Raw genomic sequence first — 21,935 nt, 5'->3', positions numbered from 1 at the left:
GCGGCCACGATAGTTTAGGGGTAGCCCTACGCAAAAATAGCTCGATGCCAGGTTTCATTTTTCAATAAAAGCCTTCTCAAATAACTTTGAGGAGGCTTTTGTTTTTGCTCAAACGTTAAGAAGCCTGCGATCGCCATCGATCACAATTTGCTTTCTGCCGCCTAATCTTAACCCGAACTCACGTTATTTTAGAAGCTGAAATCACGGGCGTTGCTAACGGTGGTAAGTTTGCCCTAGCAGTGTGGCTGATGATTCAAGCTCATGTTGAGATCATGCAGCGTACAGAAGAGATTTTATCCAAACGCGCTTGTTGTAGAAAGAACATTTGGATGGCTTAACTAATACCATCGTCTTAGAGGGTGTTTATAAAATAAATATTAAGCAGTAGAGCAACGATGATTGCGGGCTAATCTACGTAACATAAGATTCGTCATAGCGGCATATATCATCGTTTCACTTGTTTGAGGATGATATTCGTAATCCTTACTGAGACGACGATAGCGACCAAGCCATGCAAGTGTACGCTCTACTACCCAACGTCGAGGTAATACTTTAAACCCGTCTGTGCGATCGCAACGTTTGATAATTTCGAGTCCACAACCAATGAAGTATTTAACCCAATCAACTAACGAGCCAGCATATCCGGCATCCGCCCAAACCAGATGTAGTTTAGGGAACAAGTGGTCAATTTTATCGAATACAAGCTTTGCACCGTCACGATCTTGAATGGAAGCTGCATGTACGACTGTTCAAAGGTGATGACCTTATAGCAAAGAATATTGTCTATCTTGATGAGTTTATTCCCTTTACATTCTATTGATAATTACTGCCCTAAAAATAGCTAAACTTTATACTTGAGAATATACCCTACCTTTTCACTATTGCTTGAAAAAGCATAATATCCTACTTCATGATTACTTAAAATGAATGTCATTACTTATACCATTGCAGTAGCAGCTTAAAAGATTGATATTAGAGAAGTAGTTTAAAAATATAGCTTGTCTGTCTACTACATGAATAAAAAATGGGCTGCTAAACGACTTACAATCAATCTCACATCAAGTGAGGCACAGAAGCTTGAACAATATTGTTCAATGACGGGGAGACCAGCAACGGATGTGATTCGGGAGTTAATTCGCTCTCTTTCTACTCAAGAGGAAAAAGTGTCCCAAACCTACTAAATCATACTGAACAAAAAACAAAATCATGATGAGAACATCTCAATCCCTGAGTAAAATATAGTGTTTAACGGTGATTTTACTGTAAACACGTGCTATAGGTAGCAATTACACATAATCCAGATGTGATTCTGCTTATTTAGGCATACACAATATGGATGGCTTTGAGCTAATAGTTCACCTACAAGCATCCGTGAATCCGTTCTGTTCTATCGTCTTTAGTACCAACGTATTCGAGGGAAATCACCAGTGGAGTTTAGAGGCAGGGACAATAGCATTCCTGCCCAAACCCCTCTAGCTCGACGAACTACTCAATAGCCTGCGATCGCTGTTGGGAATGGATGTATGTTCAATCTCTATCTCAGCGGTCCGACCAATTGGGGTTTTTCATGCTACTTACTACCCTTCTCCTAACGGAGAAGGGTTACAAGTTGAGTATTACCCACCCAAAGTCCTGCCTCAATTTTCCAAGACAGAACTTTCAAAAGTATTGTTGACCACTAAGGGAATCCCAAAAATAAATTTTTCAGCTAAATTTACTAAATTCAGCTTAGTGACCGCCACTTTGAAAGTAACGATCAAAAATTTTTTCTCAATAGGGGGACACACCGTTATTTACATTGCCCATCCCATAATCAGTAATGGCTTTGCAAAAACCTACTCTTTAGATTTACATGCAGGAGTTCAGCGATCGCCTCTTGGACAGCTAAAAATCTAATGAGAGGGTACGTAAGTATGCGTAGCTTACCGTAGGTATTGCTTATTCTCAATTGCGATGAAAATTTCTCTTACGCTGCTTGTGCCTTGCGACTTCTTTGCGTTTGTGCTTTTCCAAAGGCGTTTCAAAGTGACGATGCTTTCTCATGTCTGGAAAAATGCCTGCTTTGGAAACTTCCCTTTTAAATCGACGTAAGGCTGACTCAATTCCTTCATTTTCACCCACAAATACTTGGGTCATTTTTATCTCCTACTTAATTGGTACTGGGCAATTTTAAGCCATCCAGTAGACCGGAGCGCAAAAAGGGCAGATAGTGATTCTGCCCTTAAGACGTTAAAACTTAATTTTTGATCTTAAAGTTTAGTAGCGTCCGCGGGAGTATCCTCCACCGCCGCCGCCGCGACGGTCACCACCACCACCACCAAAGGAACCGCCTCTATCTTCCTTGGGTTTAGCCTTGTTGACTTTGAGGTCGCGTCCCATCCACTCAGCGCCATCAAGAGCTTCAATGGCAGCTGTTTCTTCAGCTTCTGTACCCATCTCTACGAAAGCAAAGCCACGTGGACGCCCTGTTTCACGATCAGTAGGCAGCTGAACCCGTTTTACAGAACCATGTTCGGCAAAAACAGATGTGAGGTCTTCTTGTGTGACCTCGTAGGATAGATTACCTACATAAATTGACATGCGTTATCTCCAAAATCATAGGTGTGTAGAGATTTAGATTTCGGAGACAAGCTTGTTAAGACCAAAAGGGAAAAGCCTGTCAATACTAAAAACAAACGCTGTAACCGAATTTTATTCTCACCTAATTACCTTAGCACATCATTCAGTTCTTACCCATCGTCAAAAAGGAAGTACTAAGATTCAACATCGCTGGTAGACTTTTCAAACATACTCTAGTTCATGGATTCATAGGCAACTCTGACATTGAGTAGCAGATATTCCCCAAATAATTGCAAAATAAATGCAGTTCGTCATTGTTACTACCTGGAAATGCCGAGTACACTTGCTGACGCACAAAATTTACTTTCTGACCTCATCGCCCGCTACAGTAAGCGTGTAGATTATCTGATGATTCGCCTTGAAGAAGCAGAAGGGACTGATATCTTGTTGCGTGGCGACAAGGTAGAAACCCTCAGTGAGGGCATCTCCATTGGTGGACATATTCGCGCTTGTTATAAGGGTGGATGGGGATTGAGCTGCTTTAACCAGCTGGCGACAATTCAGGATCGGATAGAAGAAGCGATCGCTGCTGCGCGGATGGTTGGTGATGAAGAAACTTTACTTGCACCCATTGACCCGGTGCAAGCAGTATGCATTCTCCCCCTAAAAGGCACTGATCCCCGTAAAATCCCACTCTCGAAGAAAAAGCAATTGTGCGATCGCTATACTGAATTGCTCAAAAGCGTTGATCATCGGATTACCACTACCTCGGTGCGTTACGGTGACAGTGCCCAAAAAGTGATCATTGCTACGTCAGAAGGCACTTTGATCGAGCAATCTTGGGTGGATATGGAAATGCGCTTTGCAGCTACCGCTAGAAATGGTGAAACCGTACAAACTGGACGGGAAACTACTGGCTCTCGCAAAGCTTACGAAGATTTAACTGATTTAGATGAACAGGTCAAAAGTGCGGCTCAAAGAGCGATCGCAGCTTTATCTCTGCCATTGTTGAAAGGCAATACTTACACTGTAGTTATTGATCCAATTCTCACGGGTTTGTTTGTTCACGAAGCCTTCGGACATCTTTCTGAGGCCGATATGGCTTACGAAAACCCCGATCTGTTGGAAGTTATGACTATTGGACGGCGGTTTGGCCCAGAAGAACTCCAAATTTTTGATGGTGCTGCCCCAGAGGGACATCGCGGGAGCTATTTTTACGATGATGAAGGGACGCCTGCTACTACTACTCAATTAATTAAAGATGGAGTTTTAGTTGGACGTTTGCATTCTCGTGAAACCGCTGGCAAATTGGAGGAAGCGCCTACTGGTAACGCTCGTTGTCTCAACTATCACTTTACCCCCATTGTGCGGATGACAAATACCTGGATTGAACGGGGTAAAACACCAGTCAAAGACTTATTCACCGATATCAAAGAAGGAGTGTATGCCCGCAATTGGTTGGGTAGGATGACGAATGGGGAAATGTTCACCTTTAGTGCTGGGGAAGCGTGGATGATTAGGAACGGCAAAATTGCTGAACCAGTGCGGGATGTAACGCTTTCGGGAAATGTATTCCAAACTCTAGCGGATATTGAGGCAATTGGTGATGATTTTTACTGGGATGAATCCGGCGGTTGCGGTAAGGGAGGGCAAAATGGTTTGTCAGTAGGTTGTGGTGGCCCTAGTCTCCGAATTCGAGATGTAGTAGTTGGTGGGGAAACGTAAACTACCCGCAGTGATACCCAACACATGAACAAAAATCAAGTGTTGGGTTTCTTTCCTCAATCCAACCTACAGATGTTATAAGTGTTTAACCGAACTTGATATGACTAATGACCAATGACCAATGACTAATGACTTCCACAATTGAGTATAGCGATCGCTTTGCACTAATTCTTAAATTTTTAAATCCCTCAACATCCCTCCCAAGTATGAAAATAAATAACAACTCTAGATAGTAGCGCCAGTAGTTAAGGATGGCTAATCTAGAAAAAGGTGATTCGATATTTACTTCGGTTTGTTTCACCACACCAATCCTCTGTGGCGCGTGCTGGGGATTTACTGCCTGTCTGAATAAGCTGGATAGCTTCAATTAAACGTTCCTTAACACAGCGACAGATATGAAAGCAGATCAACTCCTGAAAAACTATGCCGCAGGTGTCAGAGATTTTACTGGTGTCAATTTGAGCGAGGCAAACTTAAGGGAAGCCAATCTCAGTGGCGCAATTTTAGATAGAGCAATTTTAGATGGAGCTAATCTGAGTCACGCTAATTTAGCCCAAGCCAGTTTGATCGAGGCAGACTTAAATGGAGCAGATTTGAGCAATGCTAACCTCAGTGGTAGCAACTTAAGTGGAGCTATCTTGGATGGAGCTATCTTGGATGGAGCCGCAATGGATGGAACTAATTTGAGCCAGGCTGATTTGACGGTTGCTAAACTGATTGAAACTAACTTGAGTGAAGCGGATTTACAGGAAGCAAGTTTGATAGCGGCGAATTTAGATGGAGCCGATTTGAGTGGTGCAGACTTAACTGTAGCCGACTTATCCCAAGCAAATCTCACTCAAGCAGATTTGAACCAGACAAATTTAAGCGGAGCAAATTTGGATGGAGCCAATATGGAAGGAACAATCCTAGATGAGAATGTGTAAGCTAACCCCCGCCCTTTAGGGCTGGGCTTTGTAGTAGCCCTGAGCTATCCGTGCTGAGATTACAACACAGATAACCCGAACCTCCAGGCAAGCTTACAGATTGCCCCAATAAAGAAATCATTTTTGCCCCATTCAAATCAGCATCGCCAATCCACCCACAATGACCACACTTGAAACGTTTGTCAGACCTCAGCCCAATGTGCAAGCATTGGTGGCAGGTTTGGCTTGTGTAGGCAGGTGGTACTGCAATCACCTCAATTCCTTCTTTAATACCCTTGTATTCAAGGAAGTACCGCAATTGATAAAACGACCAAGAATTAGAGCGTCTACGCTCAACCTTGTTTCTAGGTTGCTGATTAGTGCGCTCCCTAATCCCAGTCAGATTTTCAATCTTCACAATCGCATCTGTGGATTTTGCTTGCTGAATGATTCGGTAGCTGATTTGATGGTTTATCCATTGCTGAAATCTTCTCTCACGCCCCGACAACCGTTGCAAAATCTGCCTTGCCCTGCGGCGAGTAGACCTTGTGCCTTTCGTAGCTTTTTGCTGGAGAGAAGCTCTAGTTCTGTTGTATTTATCTCGAATATCAGTTACTTGTTTACCGTCCCATCTATCTCCATTACTAGTTACAGCGATGTCTCTGCGCCCGAAATCAACGCCAATCACATTGCTTGGCTTGAGTGGTTCGGGAACCTCATCTTTGATTTGAATATGAATGTAGTAGGAACCATCCCGATGCTTACACAACTGTGCCGATGTCGGTTTCCTGCCTTTGAGCTTGCCTCGTTGGTAGTTACCTGCGTCAATCTTGATATGCTCCCTACTATTGAGCAAAGTCAGACTAACACTCCAGTCTTTCTCTCTAAATGCGAAAATTCTAGCGTCGTAGTCGGCGCTAGTAGGCTTAAAATCTTTGACTGGTTTATTCTTCTGTTTGGCAGTTTTACGGTTAGCTCCCACTCTGGCACAAGCCCTAACAGCCAAATTAGCAGACAACCCAAACAACGAACGCAAGTCTTGATAAACCATGTTTTGAATGGTTGTCTTGCTTGTTATTTGAGGTTTAACTTGCTGATTAGCATAATTGCAAGCATCCGCAAACGCCTTCAATGTTGCCTCTATTTGGGCAACATTGAAGGCGTGGGGTTAAGCTTGCAAACCAGCGTCAGTACTTGTTCCATAAGACAAATTATATCACAAGTGAAGTACTGACGGCGAATAAATTCGCCTGCGCCTTACCCCCATACATGAATATAGGGGCTTCCACGGCGCGAGGTGCTTGGTGACATCTCTCACTACGGTGGTGTACACAAGTCGGAAATAGTAGTCTGTCAAGGAATAATTGACGAGTCTATTCTTTGTCTTGACGGCGATTTACCCTTATCTCTCTAACGTGTCAGTTTTTTAGACGCGATAAATCGCGTTTCTACATGAGGGGTTTCTGGCTTATCCCAAGCGTATTGGGATAAAACTGGATCTGACTTGTGTGTACACCACCTTAGGGACTTCCAAGTAAAAAAATAATTAATCTTTTTGGAAGGCAGGGGGAGAAAAAATTGGATAGTGACATAGTGACGTTGGATGCAGGAATTGAGTAATTTAATTCTTGGATGTACCCTGAGAAATTGGAATGTTGTATGAGAGTCTATAACTTGTGTGTAGAGATTATCTGCTTACAAGAAAAAGTAAGCTGGATATATTTTGTATACACAGGAATACTACTTTGAAAAAATTTGCTACAAGTAGTGTTATTTACGATTGTCATAATTAAAACAATTGACTCTCAACTATCAATGGTGAACTCTATCCTCGTTGTCACACTCTATGTCAACCCTATGACTGGGAATGATACCAATACTGGTTCACGGTTGAGTCCGTTTAAAAGTCTCACCCGTGCCTTAAAAGTAACCAAAATCTCCACGATAATTCATCTAGAGTCGGGGACTTACAACGCTGCTAGTGGTGAGGTGTTCCCACTGATAATTCCTGAGAAGGCCACGGTAGTGGGTAACGAAACGAACAAAGGTATAGGGATTGTAATTTCCGGGAGTGGCGAGTATCAAAGCCCCAGCTTTGGTATGCAAAATATCACGCTTCTCTTACTAGAAAATGCCAGTCTTTTAGGTGTAACTGTCACCAATACCTTAGCCAAAGGTACTGCTATCTGGATTGAATCGGCTGCACCTACTTTAGCTAACAATACTTTGAGAGACTGTGGGCGGGAAGGTGTATTTACCACTGGCACTGCCAAACCCACAATTTTGGATAACATATTTGTGCAAAATACTACTAGTGGATTAGTGATGGCAGGTCATAGCCAGGGAGAAGTACTGGGGAATGTATTTCAAAGAAACCCTTTAGGTATAGTAATTAGTGACTTTGCTGCTCCTAAGATCGCAAATAACAAATTATCAGAAAATCGCACCGCGATCGCACTTTCTCGCAACGCCCAACCTGTGCTGCGTCAAAATCTGATTGCTAAAAATACCCAAGGTGGTCTATTAGTCAATGGTAATGCAGTCCCCGATTTAGGTAATACTGAAGATTCAGGTGATAATATTTTTCGTGATAATAGTGAATTTGATTTATACAATGGCACTACACAAAAGCTGATTTCCGTAGGTAATCAATTAAATCCGTCTCTAGTCAAAGGTTTAGTCGAATTGATCCCAGCCAGTCTAGTAGCGGTTAGCACTAGTTTCTCTAAGGCTCCGACAGAATCCCCATCTCCACAATTCCTCGAGTTTCCCAATCTAGATGGACATTGGGCAGAACCATTTATTCAGGCATTAGTGAGGATGGATTTAATTCATGCTTTTGCCGATGGTAGCTATCAGCCAGATAAACCCATGACTCGCGCCCAGTATGCAGTTCTGGTGGCGATCGCCTTTAACCCATTTCCCAAAATTTCAGCACCTGATTTTACTGATGTACCCAAGGATTTTTGGGCTTATAGTGCGATCCAAATTGCGGCTAGTGGTGGCTTTGTTGGCGGATTTAGCGATCGCACTTTCCGCCCCGATCAAAATGTGCAACGGCTACAAGTGATTGTTTCCCTAGTAAACGGACTGGGACTACCAGCTGTTGATAACGATATTTTAGAAGTATATAGCGATCGTCATACCATTCCCGACTATGCCCAAAAAGCCGTTGCTACTGCTACACAACAAAAAATCATCGTTAATTACCCAGATCCCCAACTACTTGCACCTTTACGGAGAGCAACACGCGCCGAAGTTGCAGCAATGGTTTATCAGGCATTAGTAGCCATTGGGCGAACATCTGCGATTAAATCAGTCTATGTAGGGTTGCATTCTAGAAGTTGACAAGTAGAATAGGAAACACTGCTTATCGGCTTGGTACTCTTGGAAAAAAAAACCATGTAGTTAAAAGCACGTTAGGCTAATATGCGATGGGTGAAAAATCTTAGACCTATTGCCTAAAGCTAATAGCCCCATGTTAACAACACTTCCAGATACTTCTGCCAACTTGGCGATCGCTTTATTAATTAACTATAGTTTTGATCTCAGTGGGTATAGTGCCAATGAGCTAGTTGAGCGTTGGCAAACGCAATACCCACTGAATTGGCTACACCTGGCAGTGATTGAGGCACTATATCAAGGTCGTTATAAAGCGGTTTCCGTGCAGCAAATCTTAGTATTTTGGCAGCGCCGGGATCAGGCTACATATCATTTCAACATGGAATTTGAACGGATGATTTGTAGCAAGTTTCCCCAAAGCTTAACCTCGTTAGCTGCACCAGCCCTACCACTAGCCAAGAAAAACCCTACTTTAGAAAAAGTGACGAGTCCTCAATTACCACCAGCTAGGATTCGCAATGGCCATCAACACAGCAATACTGCAACTCTCCAACTGAAAAGTTCCGAACCAAAGACATCTTTGAGTGAAGAAGAACAGAAGCAGGAAGATAGAGACAATAAAACTGTTCTAAAGTCTCCGCTTTCTGGGAAATTTGTCTCTTCGGCAACCGTTCAGATATCATCTGCCGTCAGCCAAAGGCAAACTTTACAAGAAAGCCCACAGCCCTCTCTATCAGCAAGCCATCGTCAACGACAGCCGAAACTACTCCCACCTGCTGCTATTCATGCCCCAATCGGGCAATTTACTCCCGAAAAAAGCGATCGCTCTGACTCTTTCACATCTAAACTTAAAGCGATGTCTAGTGAACAGAATCCGCCAGATGCGGGGAGTGAGGACAGACGCGATTAATCGCGTCTGTACGGAGTGGGGGGAAGAGGAGCAGGGGGAGCAGGGGAGCAGAGGAGCAGGGGAGCAGAGGAGCAGGGGAGCAGGGGGACTAGAAGAATAACAATGCCCACAATACCCACTTGCCCTGAGCGTTCGCGTAGCGTCTCGCAGAGAAGGGATGCCCAATGCCCAATTGGATTTTTATTCCGCAACTAACTCCTTAAAGCCCTCATCATCGGCAATTTCATCAAAATCTAGGTCAGTTGCTGCGTCTTCTTTATACCTGGGATTAAGTTCAATTGCTTGTTGTAGAGATAGCAGAGATAATTCAACTTGTCTTTGCAGTGCGTAACAGGCTGCTTTGTTGTAATGGGCACTGGCATAATCTGGCTTAATTTCTAAAGCTTTGTTAAAACTAGCGATCGCTTCATCATCGCGTCCTAATCTTACCAAGGTATAACCGTGTTTATCCCAGATTTTGGGAGAATTAGGCTGAAATTCCAGCGCTTTTTCCAAGGAGACTATTGCCTCTTCGTATTGTTCCAATGCTACTAGGGAAAGACCGCGATTCAACCAAGCAACAGCATCATCAGGCTTAATTTGTGTAGCTTTGTCAAATGAGGCAAAGGCTTGTTGATGCTGTTGTAAGTTCCCAAAAGCAACACCGCGATCGCACCAAGCTTGATGATAATCTGGTTGAATCGCAATAGCTCTATCGTAGGATGCGATCGCATCTTTGTAGCGTTTCAACCTTCCGAGAGTTAGACCTCGTTTTAACCAAGCCACAGGTTCATCAGCTTGGATTTTCACCGCTTGGTTGTAAGCTGCGATCGCATCTTCATAGCGCTTTTGGGAAAATAGTTCATCTCCCTGTTTTACATACTCATCAGCAGTTAATTCTGGTTGTTGTGGCTGTTCGTGTATTTCTTCCTCAACTTCATGATTCACCGCCTCTAAGATAGATTCAGGTGTGATTTCAGTTAGTTCTTGAAGAATCAGATCCTTCCTTTCTTGGGCATCCAATTGTAACTCAGATAGTTGAGAGACAAACTCAGTTTCTAATCTTTCTAACTTCTCCAAAATGAGAATCTTTTGTTGTTGAGCATTCCATTGTAAATCTGAGAACTGCGAACTAAACTCAGAACCAGATTTTTCTAAATTCTCAATAATTAACTTTTTGTGCTTTTGAGCATCTACTTGTAATTCCGATAGTTGTTCAGCAAATTCTGACTGTAATGCAGCTAAACTTTCAACAGTTTTATTTTTTTGCTCTTGAGCATCTAGCTGTAATTTAGATAATTGAGATTTCAATTCTTTATCTAATATTCCAAAGTTATCAAATGCAATTTCTTTTTCTTTTTGAGCATCTCTTTGAAATTCAGATAGTTTTTCAGCAAATTCTAACTGCAATTTTGCTAAGTTTTCAATAGCTATATCCTTTTGGTTTTGAACATCAAACTGCCATCCAGAAAGTTGAGATGTGAACTCAGACCTTGATACTTCTAAATCAGCAACAGCTAGTTCTTGCTGTTGTTGCACATTTAAGCTTAACTTAGAAAGTTCTTCTGCCATCACAGATGCTAATTTTCCTAAATTTTCTAGTGCTATATCTTTTTGTTGTTGAGCGTCAAACTCTAACTTAGATAGCCCAGAAGCAAATTTTGACTCTAAATTTTCTATATTTTCTTGAGATTTTTTGAGTTCATTTTCTAATCTACTTAATACCTGTGCTTTAGCTAAATCTAGCTCATAAGTAAAGATAGATACATTTCCTTCTTGTTCATTTTTAATTTTTTGTTGTAAAGCAGTCTTTTCCTGCTCTAATTCATGATTAATTTTTTTAGCTTCTTGAATAACGTTTTCAGCCTCTTGCTTAACAGTGGTTAGCTGATTTTGCAAATTTTCCATTCCGTGAAATTGTTGCATTGCTCTATCAACAATTTCACGGATTACTACGCGTCGCAGAAGCCAAAATAAAGCAATGATTGCGACTGGAAATAGACTTAATATAACTAGCCAGATATTGATTAAAATAGTTGTCCGGTTAAAAGCCCTCCTTAAATCAGATTGAACTTGCTTTTCGGCTCGTAATCGCGTCAATTCTTCCCGTTCCTGATTCGATAAGACTGGAGTAGGAGTTAGTGCTGGGGGAGCTAATGGTGCAGATTGTCCACTGGCAATAGTAGCAGGTAGCACTAAAGGGAAAAAAACAATAGTGCTTTTTACAATTAAAGCGAAAATAGCTTGATTTTTGCTCTTCATAACAACCATCTGAGTCTGTTGGTCAGTTTTTGAAGCGGCGTGCCTCTTTCCAATCTATAACAGAATTAAGTAATTAAATGTTGTAGAGGCAGTGAGAAATGCTTAACAAACCTTAACCAATGCGTTCCCTGGCCTCTTAGTGTACGTAAAACTTCAGTGGTGGAATGCAGTCAAGTTTTTAACATTCTTTGTGTGAGGTATCATTATAACATTACTAAGTTATAGCTACTGCCAAAGACTGCAAAAACCAAGCAACACAAATAAAATTTATCAACCCAGAGATGACAGATTGCAGGAACATCGACGCTTTCTTAAACCATTCACCGAATTAGGTTCGGACTTTGTTTCTACAGATGACAGTATGCAAAGTGCAGGTTTGCTTACTTGGCACTAACATTAGATTATCTAGGGTAAGCAGATTACTTGTTCTAAAATTTACTTAACAAAGGTGGTAAAAAATGAGTCGCATAAATCCTTACACACTGCAATTGCAGATTACCCGAATGTTTGAGCAAGGTCAATCATTTTTTGCCACAACCAAGGTACAGGAATGGTTGAAAGAACGCAAACACAATCCAGAAGATTATGAGATTATTTTCCATAAAAAACCTGCGCCTCCTGGTTCAAAAGAAGTAATGGTAGTCGAAATTGAATTACGCCGTAAAGATGGACAACCTGTAGATCCTTGGTTGCAGGAACAAGCAAATCTCCATGCCTAATTTTAAAAAGTAGCAATTTTCAATTTAAATCATATTATCTTAACAGAATTTACCAAAATTTAGCGTTCCCAATTGCGGAACGCTCTTTGTTATCTTTGTGTTGCTCATAAATACTTTTAAATGTATCAAAATGGAATCTAATCAGCGCTGGGTTTATGCCTTTTGGGTTTACTTTGGAATTTTGATGTCCATCTCTATGTCAGCTTATCTAAAAATTATTCCCAAAAGTTGACTTAGGCGCTGACATGTGCAGTATTCTGTTATTTACTTGGTTGGCAGAGAGAGCAAACTTGAACAAATTTGAAAAAACTCAACCTTGAAAAAACTATACTTAGAAATTCTACTTTTGCCTCTGCCCTTTTGCTCTTCCTGTAGTAGCTTGGGGTAAGCCTCTATGTCTATAGATTAATTAAAATCATCCTATCAGGTGAGCCTAATGGATGAGGTATAAAAAACACAAAACATTGTACCTTGAGGCTATAAATGATTGCTTGGCACACCAATTTATAGGCTCAAAAATTAGGAAGTGGATGATGACTGTAAACCAAATTATTGGAGATTTACAAAATCAAATTTTTACCAACTTTGGGAAACGTTTTTTTGCGTGGATGATGGCTCAAAGTAGCAGCACTTATGATAAAGTTGTACGTGAGCGCAAACTTTCTCTTTTTGCTAATCTCCAAGGTAAAGTGTTAGAAATTGGCCCAGGAACAGGCCCTAACCTACCCTACTATCCTAAAGATATCCACTGGATAGGAATCGAGCCAAACCCCCACATGCACTCCTATCTCGAAAAACAAGCTGAAAAATTGGGCTTAAAAATCGACCTCAGAATTGGTAATGCTGAATGGTTAGATGTTGAAGATAACAGCATAGATACTGTTGTTAGTACCTTAGTTTTGTGTTCAGTGACGAATATAGATTACACATTACAAGCAATTTTAAGAGTACTCAAACCAGGTGGACGCTTCTTATTTATTGAACACGTCGCTGCACCCCAAGGAACTGTATTGCGAGAGCTACAAAGCAGAGTTAGTCCGATTTGGAAAGTCATAGGTGATGGTTGTCATCCAGATAGGGAAACTTGGATAGCCTTAGGAAATTCTGGTTTTACTAGTGTTCATTATGAGCGATTTGATGCACAATTGCCGATTGTTAGTCCTCATATTATCGGCGTAGCGACTAAATGAAATAACTTTTAGGGATTGCTGAATAAAAGTATGAATATCTCACGCATAGGAGCGAGTGTGCGGAGAAAGTTCATATATTCACCCAGCAATGCCTCTTTTCTGAAAAAGTGTTTATTTAAGAATAGATATTATCTGCGCGATTACCCATATCAAAAACATTAAATTCAATCCCGTCTAACTTTAGCCTCAAAGCCTCTAATAAGAGGCTTATCCTTTCTTCAAGAAAAATTGTTAGGGCATTTTCAGGAAGTGCATCGGCTCTTGACCATTCAAGAATAATCGTTGGTATAAGATGAGACTGTAGCACTGTTTCTAAATCAGGCTCGTCATATTCTTTGAGATAATCTAATGGATTTTTATCGCTAATTTTCAAATTAGTTATTTGAGACAGATAGGCAATATTCATCAAGCTGTCACATTCTATTTGGCTAGCAATGCCACTTTGCTTAATAAAGTTAACTGGAAATATATGGTGTAAGTTAGGCTTATCTGTTAGCAGATAATAAACATCAGACAAAACATCCCTATGAGGTTTTGCCCAATCTTGCGGTTTGTGGTTTGCATAAAGTGATAGTATTGCTCTGGATAAACGACCTCTATAACTATAGAAAGATTTTCTTATCGAATTTCTATCAATATCAAATTTATTGAATGAGTAAGTACTATTAGCCTTTTTTTGATTAACAAAGTATATATGTTCCCAGAGGTGAGTAGTGTTTGTTAGTAAATCTACATTATGAAAACTATAATACCAAAAATATTTATTTAAAAAACTATAATCTGGTTTATCATTCCGATAAAAGTATGCTGTAATAGTCAGGTATAAATATCGGTAAGGGATTAATCTTCCACCTTTAATATGCAAGATATTATCAAAGAAATCAAAAGTTTTAGCAACGGCTATTTTAAAATTAGACCATACAGCTTCAATATGTTCTGTTTTTAGCTTATTAAGATACATATCAGTAATATTTTGTATCCCAGCTTCGGGAAATTCAATTTTTACTACTACAGCTAGCATCTGTAGCAATGTCCAATTATCAATATTGGCGTATTGACTACTAAAAATACTTTTTTTAAACTTATCAAATAATTCACGAAGATAGAACCCAGAGATATTATTTGTCTGATTTTCAGAACGGAAGGTCTTAGCAACCACAATATCAAAGATATCCAAAGGTTTGCCAGCTTGATTAATACGCTCAAAAATTTGACAAACTTCCGCAACTTCAATACCTCTTAACTCAATGAAAGAAATTTTATAACTATATAAGACTTCTCTAATCCTTCTCAATTGTTGCATATAGGGATTTTCAAAGTCACCGTATCCATTTTTATGAAGATTTCTTTCTATTTCTCCAGGATTTTTAAAAATATCTATTAAACTGACAATTAGTTTATCTTGATAACGGTTTTTTCTCCCAGTATTTGCTGTAAGCTTGCCATCTCTATCATCGATTTCGTCCCAAAACAAAAACCTTTTTGCATAGCTTGTGTCATCAGTCGCATCAGTAAGTTTAATAGTCAAGTCTATATATAGTGTTGGATCAAAGTTTTCGTTATTAGCAATTTTACCCTTGCCCCCATGTATTGATGTTAATAGAGAAGTTGTTCTTTGTTGTCCATCTAAAATGTATTGGTATTCATTCGATTGAAAATTATCAGCAAACTTTATACCACCTATTTCTCTATGACTTTCTAGCTTGGTATTAGTTTTCCAAATTAGAATACTTCCTAAAGGGTAAAACTTATAAATACTATCCCAAAGTTTTTTAACATTCTCTTTCTCCCAGACAACATCTCTTTGAAAGGTTGGAATTTGATATTTATTTGATAGAAGATTTTCCAAATAGAGAGCAATACTCTGATCATCCGCCTTAATGCGTTCAGTAGATGTAAACATTGAATTAACCTTATCTAAGTTTGAGTAAATATCAAGATTGATGTGTGAATTTTACTTGCTTTAGTAAAATTCCATACAAAGTTAACTGATATTTAATTAAGTGGCAACTCAGATTTTAGAAAATCTCTGTAACCTTTCTTCCATGCCTACGTTACCCTGTAAGCCTCCTGTGTGTACTAGCAGTAAGGAGTCGCCCTTACTAAAAAATCCCTGCTTTAGTAAATCCATTACACCGTAAAACATTTTGGCGGTATACACGTAATCAAGGGGTACGCCATGTTCCTCTGTGAAATGCTGGCTGAACAGTAGTAATTCATCGTTCACCTTTGCATAGCCACCGAAGTGGTAATCACATACCAATTCCCAGGAAGCGGGAGAACTATATGGTGTGGGTAGGCCAGAGGCGAGGTAATTTGTCAATAAACTTTCAATTTCTTGGGCGAGAAATACACCATTTTTTAGAACGGGAAAAGCGATCGCTCTTTGTCCTTCATGCAACGAAAGCGCAATACCTGCTAATGTGGTAGCTGTACCGCAGGCTACGCATATATGATCAAAGGCGTAGGCGTAGCCAGCACTTCGGCTGCGCTCATTAACCGCCGTAGGCATTGCACGATCAATTATCTCTGTACAGCCGCGCACACCATTTAAATTACTCCCGCCTTCGGGAATGATAAACACCTCGCCGAAACTTTGTCGCAGATATTCCTCTAACTCTGGTGTGTTGCGCTGTCGATACATCTCGCGGTTCAGATAGACAAGCTGCATACCCTGTTGGACAGCAAAACTCAGCGTCGGGTTTAATGGTAGCCTCTCCTCGCCACGAATTAAACCAATGGTACGAAAACCGAAAAGACTACCAGCCGCCGCAGTTGCATAGATGTGATTGGAATAAGCACCGCCAAAGGTTAGCAGCGTTGTGAAATTTTTCTCCTTCGCTTCCAAAAGATTGTATTTCAGCTTAAACCATTTATTACCATTAACCCACGGGTGCATGAGATCGAGGCGCAGTACATACAGATCAACACCTGCCTTACGGGCGATTTCGCTGTTGATTTGTTGTAGGGGAGGAGAAAATATTAACGACATGCGTAAACATTTTAACTTAGTATTTGCATTTTCTTATATTCATTATTAATGATAAACATTGAGTAGTTACAATGGTCAGTCATTCAAAATAAAGAATAAATCTTTCTGATGATTCGCTTTAGAAATTGGCATTTTACTAATTGAATGTTTCAGGTAAATATAAGAAACATAACACTTGCTCCAGATAATATTCTTTTTGGGTACAAATAAATGGTTGCACTCACACAGCTTACTCCAGTTATTCCCAATCCAGGACGTTTAACGATTGAAACTGTTGAAATTGCTCCTGAAACGACTGCTATCCGTTGTCTCGACTGGGATAGAGAACGTTTTGATATCGAGTTTGGTTTACGGAATGGCACAACCTATAATTCTTTCTTAATTCAGGGAGAAAAAGTTGCCTTAGTTGACACATCTCACCGTAAGTTTGAGGAATTATATCTTGAGGTAGTGGCGGGATTAATTGATCCGGCTAAAATAGATTACTTAATTATCAGCCACACGGAACCAGACCACAGTGGATTAGTGAAAGATATTTTGCAATTAGCTCCCTCCATTACTGTTGTTGGTGCAAAGGTGGCTATTCAATTTTTAGAAAATATGGTTCACCAGCCTTTTAAATCAATGCAGGTGAAAAGTGGAGAGCGATTGGATTTAGGCAACGGACACGAATTAGAATTTATCTCTGCACCTAATTTACACTGGCCTGACACAATCTTGACTTATGACCATAAAACTTGCACTCTCTACACTTGCGATGTGTTTGGGATGCACTATTGTGATGACCACACCTATGATGAAAATATTACTTCAATAGAGGAAGATTTTCACTATTACTATGATTGTCTCATGGGACCAAATGCCCGGTCTGTCTTGGCAGCTTTAAAGCGGATTGAAAAGTTAGATATAAGAACAGTTGCCACGGGACATGGCCCGTTATTACAACACTATATCTCCGAATGGCTTGGACGCTATCAAAACTGGAGTTTAGAACAAGCAAAAACAGAGACATTAGTGGCTCTATTTTATGTTGAAGATTACGGTCATAGCGAGCATTTAGTCCGCTCCATAGCGCATGGATGTGCAAAAACAGGCGTGGCAGTAGAATTAGTAGACCTCAATAGTGCCGAGCCTCAAGAAGTTAGAGAATTAGTTGCACAAGCTTCTGGTTTAGTAATTGCAATGCCACCCCAATCTTCGGTGATGATTCAAGCTGCTTTAAGTACAATTTTAGCTGCTGTTCACAAGAAGCAGACAATTGGTTTATTAGAGTCGGGAGGAGGAGATGATGAACCTGTTTATCCTTTACGTAATAAGTTTCAAGAACTAGGATTAACTGAAGTTTTTCCTCCTATCTTAGTTAAGGAAATTCCTACTCAAGCAACAGAACAACTTTGTGATGAAGCGGGGACAGATATGGGTCAATGGTTAACTCGCGATCGCACCATTAAACAAATCAAATCTATCAATAGCGAACTAGAAAAAGCTTTAGGGCGGATTAGCACAGGATTGTATATTATCACCGCCAAAAAAGGAGAAATTCAGAGTGCCATGTTTGCTTCTTGGGTGACACAAGCGAGTCTTGAGCCTTTAGGAGTAGCGATCGCAGTCTCCAAAGATCGGGCAATTGAATCCTTGATGCACGTTGGCGATCGCTTTGTTTTAAACGTTTTGGAAGAAGGCAAATATCAAGGATTAATGAAACATTTCCTGAAACGTTTTGCTCCTGGTGCAGACCGTTTTGCTGGAGTGAAAACATATCCAGCAAAAAATGAATCGCCCGTTTTAGCTGAAGCTTTAGCTTACATGGAATGTGAAATTACTAGCCGCATGGATTGTGGAGATCATTGGGTAATTTATAGCACAGTCCAAACTGGAAGAGTTGCCAACCTACATGCACTTACTGCTGCCCATCACCGCAAAATTGGCAATCATTACTAATTTGTCATTTGTCATTAGTTATTCTTTCTTACCCTGCTTCCCTTGCTCCCCACAGACGCGATGAATCGCGTCTCTACAAACTCCCAACAACTATGTATAAATCTGTTGAAAGTACCCCGGTTACGATGTACGAAATAAATCGAGGGCGCGTTGTGCGAACCTTGGAATTTATTCAAGATGTGATTGTGATTTGTTTGTGTATCGGTTTATTTAGCTTCATGGTGCTTCAGGTAAGGGATATGTTTCTCTCCTTGCTTCCACCTTTAGATTTTCATGCTGTTACTGCCGATATTCTTTTTTTACTTATCTTAGTTGAGTTATTCCGACTGCTGATTATTTACCTCCAAGAACATCGAGTATCTATTGGGGTAGCTGTTGAAGTTTCCATCGTTTCTGCCTTGCGGGAAGTCATTGTTAAAGGTGTTCTAGAAACAAGTTGGAGTCAAGTTTTAGCAACTTGTGCTTTTTTATTAGTCCTGGGAGTACTACTATTTCTGCGAGTTTGGCTACCCCCTACTTTTGAAGGTATCGATCCCGAACAAGAAGTATCTAAACGCTATAGAAATCGAGCCAAGTCCGAATTAATACAAAACAATGGTCATTAAAAATAGGGAATAGGGAGTAGGGAATAGGGAATGGGGAGTAAAATCTTCTCCTATATTCAATGCCCAATGCCCAATGCCCCATGCCCATTGCCCCATACCTAATTAAGAGAGGTTATTATGTCTGCTGCCACATTAACGCCCAACCATAGCAGAGATGTACAAGTTGTTGAAATTGGTAAAAATACTCTGATTTTACGATCGCGGACTTGGGACAGATTAAAATTTGAGGTTGAATATTCCCGCCAACGGGGAACTACAGCGAATTCTTATCTGATTCAAGCTGATAAAAAGGCTTTAATTGACCCTCCTGGCGAATCTTTTACCGAAATTTACCTTGAACAACTTGCACAACATCTAGATTTCATCTTCCTCGATTACATTGTTCTCAGTCATGTCAATCCGAACCGCAGAGCAACCTTGCAAGTATTACTCTCTCTGGTTCCTCAAGCCACTATAATTTGTTCTCGCCCCGCCGCCAATGCTCTCAAAACCGCCTTTCCCGAATTGGAATCACGTATTCAAGCGGTGCGATCGGGGGATACTCTAGATTTAGGACAAGGACATCTTCTATCATTTATCACCGTACCAACTCCCCGTTGGGCGGATGGACTTTGTACTTATGATGCTGCAACAAAAATTCTCTACACAGATAAACTTTTTGGCGCTCATATTTGCGAAGATACCTTGTTTGATGAAGATTGGAAGGGGTTAGATGCGGAACGTCGTTACTATTTTGAATGTCTCCATGCTCCCCAAGCTAAACAAGTTGAAGTAGCCTTAGATAAATTGTCGGTTTTGGGAGCCAGATGTTATGCACCAGCACACGGCCCAGTTGTCCGTTACAGCCTCAGTCGTTTTACATATGATTACCGTCAATGGTGTCAAGGGCAAAAATCTCAAGAATTGAGTGTCGCTTTGCTCTATGCTTCTGCTTATGGAAATACAGCAATTATGGCGAATGCGATCGCTCAAGGTTTGATCCAAAATGGAGTTAATGTAGAATCAATCAACTGTGAACTAGCCGATTCTGCCGAGATTAACCGCATTATAGAAACTTGCGATGGCTTAATTATCGGCTCACCCACTTTAGGCGGACATGCACCTACTCAAATTCAAACTGCTTTAGGAATAGTTCTCTCAGTCGCGGCTAAAACTAAGTTAGCAGGGGTATTTGGTTCTTATGGTTGGAGTGGCGAGGCAATAGATTTAATCGAAAGCAAGCTCAAAGATGCTAATTATCAACTAGGATTTGAAACACTTCGGGTACGTTTCAGTCCTACTCCTGAGATTCTCCAGCAGTGTCAAGAAGCAGGTGCTTTGTTTGCCCAAAACTTGAAGAAAACCAAAAAACTGCGTTCTTCCCGCCAAGTTGTGACAGAAGCCCATGTAGATCGTACCGAACAAGCGGTGGGGCGGATCATTGGTTCTCTGTGTGTTGTGACAACTCGTGATGAAGAAACTCACAAAGGGGTTTTAACTTCTTGGGTATCGCAGGCAACTTTTAACCCGCCAGGAATTATGATTGCGATCGCTAACGAGCAAAATGCAGATTTAATGCATCATCCTGGTGATAAATTTGTGCTGAATATCCTTAGAGAAGGAAGAAATGTCCGCCGCTATTTTTCTCGTCACAGCACTTTAGGAGATAATCCCTTTGCAAATCTAGACACAAAAACTGCTCTGAATGGTTGTTTGATTCTGAATGAGGCATTAGCCTATTTAGAGTGTACAGTGCAAAATCAGCTTGAATGTGGCGATCGATGGTTAATTTATGCCGTCATCGATCACGGTGAAGTGTTGGAAAATGATGGTGTCACCGCTTTAGAGTATCGTAAATCTGGCAGCTATTATTAATAGTTACTAGTAAAGAGGATTACAGCGCCAGCTTTATAAGACTTCTTGCAGAAGTGGGATAAAGGGAAAGGTGGGGTTCCCTCTAGGGATAAGGGGCGGGAGTAAAAGGAAAAGGGATCTTTAGCTTTTTATGCGGCTCATCAGCGAGGCAAAATTTACGGCTGATACCCTCTCGCCCCTATCGAGAATATATATTAATTGGTTGCAGCAACAAGATATTACTCAAGTTACAACAAGATATTTCCCAATTATCTCTGCTCGGTGCAGCCGAGGAGGAAGAAATAATTCTACTAGAGAATAATAAAAATATAGATTGAGCGTTGGGTGAGTTTTCAAATGCTTTACAAGAAGTCACCAAACAACCAGAGAATATAAGTACTATTAAAATGAGAGTTAAAGTTAATCTTGAGGATAAACATGAGTAATAGCAAGCACTCTGACATAGAAATAGAAATTTTACTTTTAGGAAAATGGCGTTTTGATACGTTTTCAGAAAAAGTTACTATTGAATTTAAAGATGATATGACTTATGAGCAAACCAAGATTCAAATGCTTTTTTTCTCCAAACCAAAAGAACTGCTAACAGGTAATAAATTTACTGGGGTATGGTACGTAAGACAAAATAAATTGCATTTAAATGTTAGAACTATGCCAAAATCATTTTTTAATTTTAGTATCCCACTAGTTTTTAAAATTTCTCTTGCAGATATAGTAGCTACTTTAAATTCTATATTTACGCCAGAAAATTATGAAGTCATTGAAATTAATGATTCTAAATTTATCATCAAGGATCAAGAGGAATCAATTATTGGGACAAAATTAAAACGATCTATGGGAACGTATGTTTAGCCTTGCATTTTTCTACGTGTTGACCAATGCCAATGAAATAATTTTAATATATAGGACTAGTATTTGATTTCTGAAAAAACTCAGTACAACTAGGAAGCCTTCT

General features: G+C 40.3%; 19 protein-coding genes and 2 pseudogenes. 13 read left to right on the top strand and 8 right to left on the bottom strand.

Annotated elements, in window-relative coordinates:
- Nucleotides 1-218: 218 nt before the first annotated feature.
- Nucleotides 219-339 (top strand): annotated as a pseudogene (locus VB740_RS09880) (IS5/IS1182 family transposase); the annotation flags it as partial.
- 38 nt (nt 340-377) lie between these two features.
- On the opposite strand, the pseudogene VB740_RS09875 reads toward VB740_RS09880, so the two are convergent.
- Nucleotides 378-746 (bottom strand): annotated as a pseudogene (locus VB740_RS09875) (transposase); the annotation flags it as partial.
- Nucleotides 747-1,013: 267 nt separating this feature from the next.
- Here VB740_RS09875 and VB740_RS09870 point away from each other — a divergent pair.
- Both VB740_RS09870 and VB740_RS09865 read left to right on the top strand, forming a co-directional pair.
- On the top strand, nt 1,014-1,181 hold the full coding sequence (locus VB740_RS09870) for a CopG family transcriptional regulator (RefSeq protein WP_100901972.1): 168 nt from the start codon (nt 1,014-1,016) through the stop codon (nt 1,179-1,181).
- Between the two features lie 562 nt (nt 1,182-1,743).
- Nucleotides 1,744-1,896 carry a hypothetical protein gene (locus VB740_RS09865; RefSeq protein ID WP_323199851.1) on the top strand — a complete coding sequence of 51 codons (153 nt, stop codon included), beginning with the start codon at nt 1,744-1,746 and terminating at the stop codon, nt 1,894-1,896.
- A 48-nt stretch (nt 1,897-1,944) separates the two neighbouring features.
- Here the strand turns inward: VB740_RS09865 and rpsU are convergent, their stop codons facing one another.
- Complete coding sequence (rpsU, locus tag VB740_RS09860; RefSeq protein WP_323199850.1) at nt 1,945-2,136, bottom strand: 30S ribosomal protein S21; 192 nt, start codon at nt 2,134-2,136, stop codon at nt 1,945-1,947.
- Between the two features lie 120 nt (nt 2,137-2,256).
- Complete coding sequence (locus VB740_RS09855) at nt 2,257-2,580, bottom strand: RNA-binding protein (RefSeq protein WP_323199849.1); 324 nt, start codon at nt 2,578-2,580, stop codon at nt 2,257-2,259.
- Nucleotides 2,581-2,889: 309 nt separating this feature from the next.
- Here VB740_RS09855 and VB740_RS09850 point away from each other — a divergent pair, with 309 nt between their 5' ends.
- Complete coding sequence (locus VB740_RS09850) at nt 2,890-4,284, top strand: TldD/PmbA family protein (RefSeq protein WP_323199848.1); 1,395 nt, start codon at nt 2,890-2,892, stop codon at nt 4,282-4,284.
- Between the two features lie 85 nt (nt 4,285-4,369).
- On the opposite strand, the gene VB740_RS09845 is transcribed toward VB740_RS09850, so the two are convergent.
- On the bottom strand, nt 4,370-4,651 hold the full coding sequence (locus VB740_RS09845) for a hypothetical protein (protein ID WP_323199847.1): 282 nt from the start codon (nt 4,649-4,651) through the stop codon (nt 4,370-4,372).
- A gap of 28 nt (nt 4,652-4,679) precedes the next feature.
- Between VB740_RS09845 and VB740_RS09840 the strand changes: the two genes are divergently transcribed.
- On the top strand, nt 4,680-5,210 hold the full coding sequence (locus tag VB740_RS09840; protein ID WP_323199846.1) for a pentapeptide repeat-containing protein: 531 nt from the start codon (nt 4,680-4,682) through the stop codon (nt 5,208-5,210).
- A gap of 1 nt (nt 5,211) precedes the next feature.
- Here the strand turns inward: VB740_RS09840 and VB740_RS09835 are convergent, their stop codons facing one another.
- Nucleotides 5,212-6,321, bottom strand: a complete 1,110-nt coding sequence (locus tag VB740_RS09835) for a transposase (RefSeq protein ID WP_323199845.1) — start codon at nt 6,319-6,321, stop codon at nt 5,212-5,214.
- A gap of 683 nt (nt 6,322-7,004) precedes the next feature.
- Here VB740_RS09835 and VB740_RS09830 point away from each other — a divergent pair.
- Both VB740_RS09830 and VB740_RS09825 read left to right on the top strand, forming a co-directional pair.
- Complete coding sequence (locus tag VB740_RS09830) at nt 7,005-8,537, top strand: DUF1565 domain-containing protein (protein WP_323199844.1); 1,533 nt, start codon at nt 7,005-7,007, stop codon at nt 8,535-8,537.
- Between the two features lie 130 nt (nt 8,538-8,667).
- Entirely contained in the window at nt 8,668-9,441 is a 774-nt protein-coding gene (locus VB740_RS09825) for a hypothetical protein (protein ID WP_323199843.1), read from the top strand.
- 180 nt (nt 9,442-9,621) lie between these two features.
- Here VB740_RS09825 and VB740_RS09820 read toward each other — a convergent pair whose 3' ends face one another.
- On the bottom strand, nt 9,622-11,682 hold the full coding sequence (locus VB740_RS09820) for a tetratricopeptide repeat protein (protein ID WP_323199842.1): 2,061 nt from the start codon (nt 11,680-11,682) through the stop codon (nt 9,622-9,624).
- A 458-nt stretch (nt 11,683-12,140) separates the two neighbouring features.
- On the opposite strand from VB740_RS09820, the gene VB740_RS09815 reads away from it, so the two are divergent.
- Nucleotides 12,141-12,401, top strand: a complete 261-nt coding sequence (locus tag VB740_RS09815) for a hypothetical protein (RefSeq protein ID WP_190896358.1) — start codon at nt 12,141-12,143, stop codon at nt 12,399-12,401.
- A gap of 533 nt (nt 12,402-12,934) precedes the next feature.
- The gene (locus VB740_RS09810) at nt 12,935-13,591 is read left to right on the top strand and encodes a class I SAM-dependent methyltransferase (RefSeq protein ID WP_323199841.1); all 657 of its coding nucleotides are present in this window, start codon (nt 12,935-12,937) and stop codon (nt 13,589-13,591) included.
- Nucleotides 13,592-13,706: 115 nt separating this feature from the next.
- Here VB740_RS09810 and VB740_RS09805 read toward each other — a convergent pair whose 3' ends face one another.
- Complete coding sequence (locus tag VB740_RS09805; RefSeq protein ID WP_323199840.1) at nt 13,707-15,494, bottom strand: GmrSD restriction endonuclease domain-containing protein; 1,788 nt, start codon at nt 15,492-15,494, stop codon at nt 13,707-13,709.
- Nucleotides 15,495-15,602: 108 nt separating this feature from the next.
- Nucleotides 15,603-16,583, bottom strand: a complete 981-nt coding sequence (locus VB740_RS09800) for a 1-aminocyclopropane-1-carboxylate deaminase/D-cysteine desulfhydrase (protein ID WP_323199839.1) — start codon at nt 16,581-16,583, stop codon at nt 15,603-15,605.
- A 210-nt stretch (nt 16,584-16,793) separates the two neighbouring features.
- Between VB740_RS09800 and VB740_RS09795 the strand changes: the two genes are divergently transcribed.
- The 4 genes from VB740_RS09795 (at nt 16,794) to VB740_RS09780 (ending at nt 21,832) form a co-directional block, all read left to right on the top strand.
- Nucleotides 16,794-18,524 (top strand): diflavin flavoprotein, encoded by a 1,731-nt coding sequence (locus tag VB740_RS09795; RefSeq protein ID WP_323199838.1) that lies wholly within the window; start codon nt 16,794-16,796, stop codon nt 18,522-18,524.
- 92 nt (nt 18,525-18,616) lie between these two features.
- Nucleotides 18,617-19,129, top strand: coding sequence for a phosphate-starvation-inducible PsiE family protein (locus VB740_RS09790; protein ID WP_323199837.1), 513 nt, complete (start codon nt 18,617-18,619; stop codon nt 19,127-19,129).
- A gap of 117 nt (nt 19,130-19,246) precedes the next feature.
- A complete protein-coding gene (locus tag VB740_RS09785) occupies nt 19,247-20,983 on the top strand; it encodes a diflavin flavoprotein (RefSeq protein WP_323199836.1) in 1,737 nt (578 codons plus the stop codon).
- Nucleotides 20,984-21,400: 417 nt separating this feature from the next.
- Nucleotides 21,401-21,832 carry a hypothetical protein gene (locus VB740_RS09780; RefSeq protein ID WP_323199835.1) on the top strand — a complete coding sequence of 144 codons (432 nt, stop codon included), beginning with the start codon at nt 21,401-21,403 and terminating at the stop codon, nt 21,830-21,832.
- The last annotated feature ends 103 nt before the right edge of the window (nt 21,833-21,935 follow it).

This window comes from Nostoc sp. UHCC 0251 (genome assembly GCF_034932245.1).
Lineage (GTDB): Bacteria > Cyanobacteriota > Cyanobacteriia > Cyanobacteriales > Nostocaceae > Nostoc.
This window is presented reverse-complemented; position numbering and strand designations above follow the sequence as displayed.

Coding starts and splice junctions, on each gene's coding strand:
- VB740_RS09870 (WP_100901972.1), top strand. CDS start 1,014: ATGAATAAAAAATGGGCTGCTAAACGACTTACAATCAATCTCACATCA.
- rpsU (WP_323199850.1), bottom strand. CDS start 2,136: ATGACCCAAGTATTTGTGGGTGAAAATGAAGGAATTGAGTCAGCCTTA.
- VB740_RS09855 (WP_323199849.1), bottom strand. CDS start 2,580: ATGTCAATTTATGTAGGTAATCTATCCTACGAGGTCACACAAGAAGAC.
- VB740_RS09850 (WP_323199848.1), top strand. CDS start 2,890: ATGCCGAGTACACTTGCTGACGCACAAAATTTACTTTCTGACCTCATC.
- VB740_RS09840 (WP_323199846.1), top strand. CDS start 4,680: ATGAAAGCAGATCAACTCCTGAAAAACTATGCCGCAGGTGTCAGAGAT.
- VB740_RS09830 (WP_323199844.1), top strand. CDS start 7,005: ATGGTGAACTCTATCCTCGTTGTCACACTCTATGTCAACCCTATGACT.
- VB740_RS09825 (WP_323199843.1), top strand. CDS start 8,668: ATGTTAACAACACTTCCAGATACTTCTGCCAACTTGGCGATCGCTTTA.
- VB740_RS09820 (WP_323199842.1), bottom strand. CDS start 11,682: ATGAAGAGCAAAAATCAAGCTATTTTCGCTTTAATTGTAAAAAGCACT.
- VB740_RS09815 (WP_190896358.1), top strand. CDS start 12,141: ATGAGTCGCATAAATCCTTACACACTGCAATTGCAGATTACCCGAATG.
- VB740_RS09810 (WP_323199841.1), top strand. CDS start 12,935: ATGACTGTAAACCAAATTATTGGAGATTTACAAAATCAAATTTTTACC.
- VB740_RS09805 (WP_323199840.1), bottom strand. CDS start 15,494: ATGTTTACATCTACTGAACGCATTAAGGCGGATGATCAGAGTATTGCT.
- VB740_RS09800 (WP_323199839.1), bottom strand. CDS start 16,583: ATGTCGTTAATATTTTCTCCTCCCCTACAACAAATCAACAGCGAAATC.
- VB740_RS09795 (WP_323199838.1), top strand. CDS start 16,794: ATGGTTGCACTCACACAGCTTACTCCAGTTATTCCCAATCCAGGACGT.
- VB740_RS09790 (WP_323199837.1), top strand. CDS start 18,617: ATGTATAAATCTGTTGAAAGTACCCCGGTTACGATGTACGAAATAAAT.
- VB740_RS09785 (WP_323199836.1), top strand. CDS start 19,247: ATGTCTGCTGCCACATTAACGCCCAACCATAGCAGAGATGTACAAGTT.
- VB740_RS09780 (WP_323199835.1), top strand. CDS start 21,401: ATGAGTAATAGCAAGCACTCTGACATAGAAATAGAAATTTTACTTTTA.